Below are 6173 nucleotides of genomic sequence, written 5' to 3' on the forward strand. Positions count from 1 at the left end.
ACTTCTTGCTTGGGCTCTTCATGGATGCTTTGGCGATGTTGGTTATTACCATTCCTGTGGTATTGACCCATGCTGTCAAATCCGTAGAACCAAACTTGGGAGATTTTAATTACGCAGCCTGACGATAGTAGTCAAACCACACCTGTCTTGGCGCTCGATAGCCCAAGCCCTTTTGAATCCTAGTCTGATTATAATACAGCTCAATATACCCAATGATATCGCTAGTGGCTGCAAACCTCGTTTTATAATCTTGATGATATACTAGTTCATTCTTCAAGACGCCCCAGAAGCTTTCTATAGGTGCGTTGTCATAGCAATTACCTTTGCCGCTCATTGAGCCTGTAAACTTATGCTGCTCGATAATCTTATGGTACGCATGGCTACAATATTGGCTACCTCTATCTGAATGAACAATCAGTCCTTGAGTAGGTCGTTTGTTCTTGATTGCCATATTGAGTGCACGGCATACTAAATCAGCGGTCATGCGCTTATTGATAGCGTAGCCGACAAGCTCTTTGGTGTATAAATCTTTCACTCCAGCTAAATATAACCAGCCCTCAGCAGTCCAGATATAGGTAATGTCGCTGACCCATGCTTCGTTAGGACGCTTAGCGTCAAACCTCTGATCTAAAACATTGTCATAGACCAGCTTGTTGTGGTTTGAGTCAGTAGTGACTTTAAAGCGCTTATGACGACGGCATTTGATGCCGTGTTCCTCTTTGATGCTTCTTACCATATACAGGCTAATGTTGTGGCCTTGTTTGCTTAGATGAGCATGCAATCGATCTACGCCATAACGTTCTTTCATTTCACTGTGAGCGGCTTTAACTAGTAGCTCGCACTGATTGCGGTGTACCTGCTGTTCGCTGATGTCACGACTTAGCCAATCGTAGTAGCTTGAGGGCTTAACGCTTAATACACGGCACATAGTAGTGGTGCTAAATATCTGACGATTGTCTTTGATAAAAGCGTACTTTACGGGCTGTTTTTCGCGAAGTACGCGGTCGCCTTTTTTAGAATCTCGCGCTCCTCTTCAGCCACTTTGAGCTGACGCTTGAGCTGCTTTATTTCTTGAAGAGCACTCATAAGGTCAGGATCATATTGCTCTGTGCCAACAAGCTTGCCTTGATTGGCTTTGTTATGCCAGTTTGATAGCGTTTGCATGGCAATACCTAACTGCTTTGCAGTAGCTGAGATATTGCCATTATTATCTGCTATCTTCTTGACAGCTTCAGCTTTAAATTCGTTACTGTAGGTTCTTAATTTCTTGGTCATGGTAAACTCCTATAATTGTGCTTAGTTTACCAAGTTTAGTTGTACGGTTTCTTCAGCATAGCTCATGTGCTGGCAAGCTGTCTAAATCCATGCCCAGTCATTTCAGGGTAGGGATCACCTGTGTAACCCATGCGTTTCAGAGCTTGATTAAACCAAGCCTCACTATAAGGTTTATTCTTTCTGAAGTTATAAAATACGTAACCCGTTTTTTCTGTCAAAGGTCGCATACGCTCGATAATGGCCATCGCTTGTGATGACAGCGGAATGATGTGGTCTTGACGCATTTTCATCTTATGAGCCGGTATACGCCACACATTTTTATGATAATCAATCTCCGACCACTCAAAAAACCTTAGCTCTTTCGTTCTAACAAAACAGAAGGTCATCAGCTGCATGCCAGCCACGGTTTGTTCATGGGCATTCGGATGATCTGCAACATATTTATCAATATTATGTAATAATTCAGAAAGTTGATGCTGCTCGACCGCTTTCATACGCTTAGCCTGATGAGGTCTTAAAGCTTTATTACGACCATGAGCGACATTAATGATATCGTAGCCTAACGTATTAATAGCATATTCAAAAACTGAGCCAATTAGCTCAACACACTTACTTGTAGTATCGGCTGTCCATTTGCCTTGTTTTTCGAAGTAGTTTTGAATTTCTAGACCTGTTTTGATAACGTCTTGTGCAGTAATAGAGGCAATAGGATAGTCACCGATATGAGGTGCAATATGCCTATTTAGATAGTTGTGAAGTTTTTGAATATTCTTAGAGGTAGTGGTAGATTTTTCGTCAATATAGCTCTTGGCAATCACTTTAAATAAGTCTTTTTGCTCAAAATTATTTTTTTCATGATTTTTGTGCTCAGTTGGGTCAATGCCATCACTGAGGAGCGCCTGAGCTTTATCGCGTGCCAGCCGAGCCTCTTTTAGTGACACCTCTGGTTTAAATGTAGAGCCAATGATTTGCTTGGCAGATTTATAAATACCGATCTGATAAGTTTTTTGCTTTGGCTTAAGGTCTTTAGGGGATTGATAGCGATAAGTCACCTGCCAAAACAGTGAGCCATTTGGGTGTTGTATAAGATATAGATTGTTGCCATCACCATGGCGCGTGACTTTGGTCGGTGTGGATTGTTTGGCGATGGCTTTCACGCCAGCGTCAGTTAGACGGTAGTCTGTTTTTCTTGTCATGGCTTATACCTCTAGGCTCTCGGAGGTTTAACAACAACCTCACTGCATAATTAACAACAAAAAATGATGTTGTATGCTATTTAACAACTTATTTAACAACATTGTAGAGGTGCTAGCAGGTAATAACAAGTAATCAATAAAGACAACTATGTATGCGTATAAGGGGTTTAAAGGGATTGAGGTAATGCGAGGTTATGTCTAAATACAATGATTGGTGCGCCCACAGGGACTCGAACCCCGATCGATCGCTTAGGAGGCAACTGCTCTATCCTGTTGAGCTATAGGCGCGTGGTGGAGTGCTATTGTAAAAAAAAGGTCTGACAAAAGCAATGCGTAATCATCAGGCAGCGGGCCTTAGACTTATTTACCATTGCTAAGTGCGTCGGATACATCTACCGAGAGCTCGCCGGTTGCTTGTTTGGCGCGTGAACTTGGTTGAAATAAATTGTCCATATCATTCTTATAACCGTCGATATTGGTATAATTATGCTGGCTTAAGATATCTTGTCCGGTACTTGAGAGCAAAAAATTTCTAAAATTAATCGCCGCAGGGTTTTGCGTTAATACCACGCCATCTACCGCTTGCTCGCCTTGTAGGGCATAGCCAAAAGAACTCAGGCTACGGGTATTGGTATTATCGCTTTTGGCGTGAGCCGCCACTTCTGCATCAGCTTCATCTACGCCATCTTCTGCTTTTTTAACTTGGGTGCTACTATCATTTAATTTGTTCTGGTTGTGCTTGTCTTGAGCGGTTTTTAATTGTTCTTGCAAAGGCGCTAGGCGCTCTTTTGACAGCTTGCCATTTGCAATGATTAAATCGGTATCTATGAGAAAAGACGCGCGCTCATCGTCGGTGCGATGACTGTCGGCAAAATTATTATCGGATAACGTTAAAAGGGCAGCCGAAGACACATAATTTGTCAATATTTGCATATTTGGGTAGCGTGCTTGAAAGCTTGCAATCACCGCATCTAAAGGTGCTTGCAGCCCATCTTCTGCTTGGATGTGCAAGGTGCTTTTCGCAATGGTATTTTCGTCATTATCCGCAGACGATGTATCATTGTTATTTGCCATAATCGGCAAAGGGTCCATATTTTTGCGGTTACTGGTCCATAACCAAGTAAAGATGGCGATAAAAATAATCAGCAGCAGTAAAATAAGCCCCGCTAATAGCAGCTTGTAATCTCTCATAAGTTACCGCTCTTTTTTTGGTTAATGTGGTTAATTGATAGAGTAGATGATAAATGGTAACAGATTTATTCTTGATGGTTTAATACTTCGTCTACTAAATCTGCCAGCATATGAGCAAAGATGTCCGCGTCTTTTGCTACAGGTGCTGCCGTACTTGGCTCATTAGTTTTTTGTTGGGTAGGATTATTTTCGTTATTACTGCTAGCATCATTAGATACTACTTGGAAGCTTGAAACAGGCGCGTTTTGTTTATCCGTCGCTTGAGTAGCTGCCATATTAGTAGACAATGCTTGCAAAGCCTGATGCGCGGCCAATGGCGATTCACCGGTGGTAAGTTTGTCTTTAAGCCATTTAAAACCGTGGGCTTCCCACCATGCTTCAAAGCGTGGTAACGTGCTGCCACGCACCGCTGCTGGCAAGTTTAAAGTACGAAGTTTTTGGGTCAATATCGGGTCGCTAATGGCTTGATGGATGCTAAGATAAAGACCACTGCTATCGTCAGTATAAGGCTGCCTGTTTTGCCATGACCTATCATCAATTTTCATGCGGGGCAATTCCCACAGCTCACCGCGGTAGTATACAACATACAACCGGCGTTTAGGATGAACGAAAATGGCATCAATGGGGCGCATGGGCATAGTATTCTGTTATCTCTTTAACAAAAAAGTTTAGGTAAAGGGTAGAGCGACAACCGTTGTCGCAAGCGCTCTTGCTTTATAGGTGACGTGCTGGTAAACCACCGCGAACAGTGGCACACTGATCAGCAGATTGCGCACGTTATTAGCTTTTCTCACTACTAACCGTGTTATTAATACTCATCGTTTATTATTAGCGACAGTTTTACTGCCAAACACAGGGTGTTATGCATGAATTGGTACTATAATATCTACTGTTTTTAATCGATATTATGCTAGCAGAAATGCAACAGACTAACGAGCAGCAAACTTGACATACTCCCACCACTTTCGCCAAGCTCAAGTAGGGGATTCTAAAAGCATCAGCTCTTAGGTAACATCCTCACGGTGTCACTTGTTTTCTGTTTCATCGGGCGACCTTTACTGCGTCCTCCCTCCGCAGACAACACGGCATGTCCTGCCGCGAGTATATTACGAGCCGCATTAAAATCAGCGTTCGCAACATACATGCATTTGACGCACTCAAATTCTGACTGAGTTTGCCTATTTTCCTTGGCAATATGCTTGCATTCAAAGCAGGTTTGGCTGGTGTAACGTGGGTTTACCTTAATGAGCAACCCGCCTTGCCATTGCTGCTTGTATTCCAGCATATCAATCATCATGCCCCAGCCTTGATCTAAGATGGATTTATTCAATCCTGACTTGGCTTTGACCTGACGACCTTTATTTTCCACCGTACCACTGGCTGATTTCGACATATTGGCGACTTTTAAATCTTCACAGGCAATCATGGCGTGGTTTTTGCTGATTGTGGTAGTGATTTTATGCAAGTAGTCATGGCGAATATTGGCGATGTGATGATGGAGTTTTTGAATCTTGCTGTTTTGCTTTTTCCAGTTTTGGCTGAATAAGACTTTCCTACTGAGTTGGCGCTGTAATGCAGCCAGTTTAATTTGATTGGCTTTAAAACTGTTTTTGGGTTTGATGACCTCACTGTTTGAGGTGGTAATCAGTTTGCTGATACCTAAATCAATGCCAATGGCGGTTTTAGAGGGATGAATTGGGTTTTGGGCCAACTCTCGCTCCGTGCCAAATGACACGTACCAGCGCCCTGATTTCTTGCTGATGGTGACGTTTTTGATGGTGCCGATGATGTCTTGGGACTTTCTGAATTTTACAAAGCCAACACCATTAGGTAGTTTCACTCGATTGCCTTGAACCTTGCAGTATTTATCAAACTGTACTAGACGCATGGAGTCGTTCTGATCGGATTTGCGTTTCCACTGCGGCATCAGCGGCCTTAATTGGAGTTCGGTGCCATCCGCCAGTTTAAAGAATTTAGGCTTACGAGGTTTCTTTTTGTTTTCTTTGTACCTTGCATGGACTTTAGGATCAAAAAACCGCGCCCACGCTGAGGCCAAGTCACGAATTTTTTGTTGCAAGGATACGGCATTAGAGCAGGTTTTAAGGTAGGCAAAATCGGGATCATTCTTCAATCCCGTTATTTTATTGACCAAATTGGTCGCATTAATAAACTCACCTTTAGCAAACATCTCGAATGACATTGCTAATATTTGATTCCAAACCAACCGCGCAGAACCGACAAGCTGAGTCAACATAACCCCTTGTTCTGCGTTAGGCTCAAGCCTAAATTTATACGCTTTGTTGATTTTCATGGAAGTCGCTTAGTGAGTTTATAAATATCTTAATACCCCACTCTCAACTTGAAATAAGCAAATCAAACTGAAGAGGCGGATTACCAAGTTTTTTTGTTGAGTACAAAGCATAGATTGTGTGACAGAATCTTACGAATCAATCGATGAGACAAATGCCATAAATCTCTTGCTCGTACCTTTTGTATATTAAATCGTTCTGA

At 42.4% G+C, this 6173-nt stretch carries 4 protein-coding genes, 1 tRNA gene and 2 pseudogenes; all 7 read right to left on the reverse strand.

Annotation, left to right across the window (positions count from 1 at the left end; all coding sequences use genetic code 11):
* Positions 1-109 precede the first annotated feature (109 nt).
* A protein-coding gene (locus B3R91_RS00915; RefSeq protein ID WP_192993974.1) for an IS3 family transposase occupies positions 110-1275 on the reverse strand; the annotation gives its coding sequence in 2 pieces (ribosomal slippage) (positions 110-1017 and positions 1017-1275; 1167 coding nt in all).
* A 62-nt stretch (positions 1276-1337) separates the two neighbouring features.
* On the reverse strand, positions 1338-2471 hold the full coding sequence (locus B3R91_RS00920) for a tyrosine-type recombinase/integrase (RefSeq protein WP_286795910.1): 1134 nt from the start codon (positions 2469-2471) through the stop codon (positions 1338-1340).
* A gap of 212 nt (positions 2472-2683) precedes the next feature.
* A tRNA-Arg gene (locus tag B3R91_RS00925) sits at positions 2684-2759 on the reverse strand.
* A gap of 72 nt (positions 2760-2831) precedes the next feature.
* The gene (locus B3R91_RS00930) at positions 2832-3662 is read right to left on the reverse strand and encodes a hypothetical protein (protein ID WP_286795912.1); all 831 of its coding nucleotides are present in this window, start codon (positions 3660-3662) and stop codon (positions 2832-2834) included.
* 65 nt (positions 3663-3727) lie between these two features.
* A complete protein-coding gene (locus tag B3R91_RS00935; protein WP_201590711.1) occupies positions 3728-4300 on the reverse strand; it encodes a hypothetical protein in 573 nt (190 codons plus the stop codon).
* 366 nt (positions 4301-4666) lie between these two features.
* Positions 4667-5973, reverse strand: a pseudogene (locus B3R91_RS00940) (RNA-guided endonuclease InsQ/TnpB family protein).
* Positions 5974-6016: 43 nt separating this feature from the next.
* A pseudogene (locus B3R91_RS00945) lies at positions 6017-6173 on the reverse strand (IS982 family transposase); the annotation flags it as partial.

The sequence above is a fragment of the Psychrobacter sp. UBA6291 genome, from assembly GCF_002439405.1.
In the GTDB taxonomy this organism is placed as follows: Bacteria; Pseudomonadota; Gammaproteobacteria; order Pseudomonadales; family Moraxellaceae; genus Psychrobacter; species Psychrobacter faecalis.

What these genes read in the sequence shown, in the direction of transcription:
- B3R91_RS00935 (WP_201590711.1), bottom strand. Translation starts at nt 4,300, where the DNA reads ATGCCCATGCGCCCCATTGATGCCATTTTCGTTCATCCTAAACGCCGG.
- B3R91_RS00920 (WP_286795910.1), bottom strand. Translation starts at nt 2,471, where the DNA reads ATGACAAGAAAAACAGACTACCGTCTAACTGACGCTGGCGTGAAAGCC.
- B3R91_RS00930 (WP_286795912.1), bottom strand. Translation starts at nt 3,662, where the DNA reads ATGAGAGATTACAAGCTGCTATTAGCGGGGCTTATTTTACTGCTGCTG.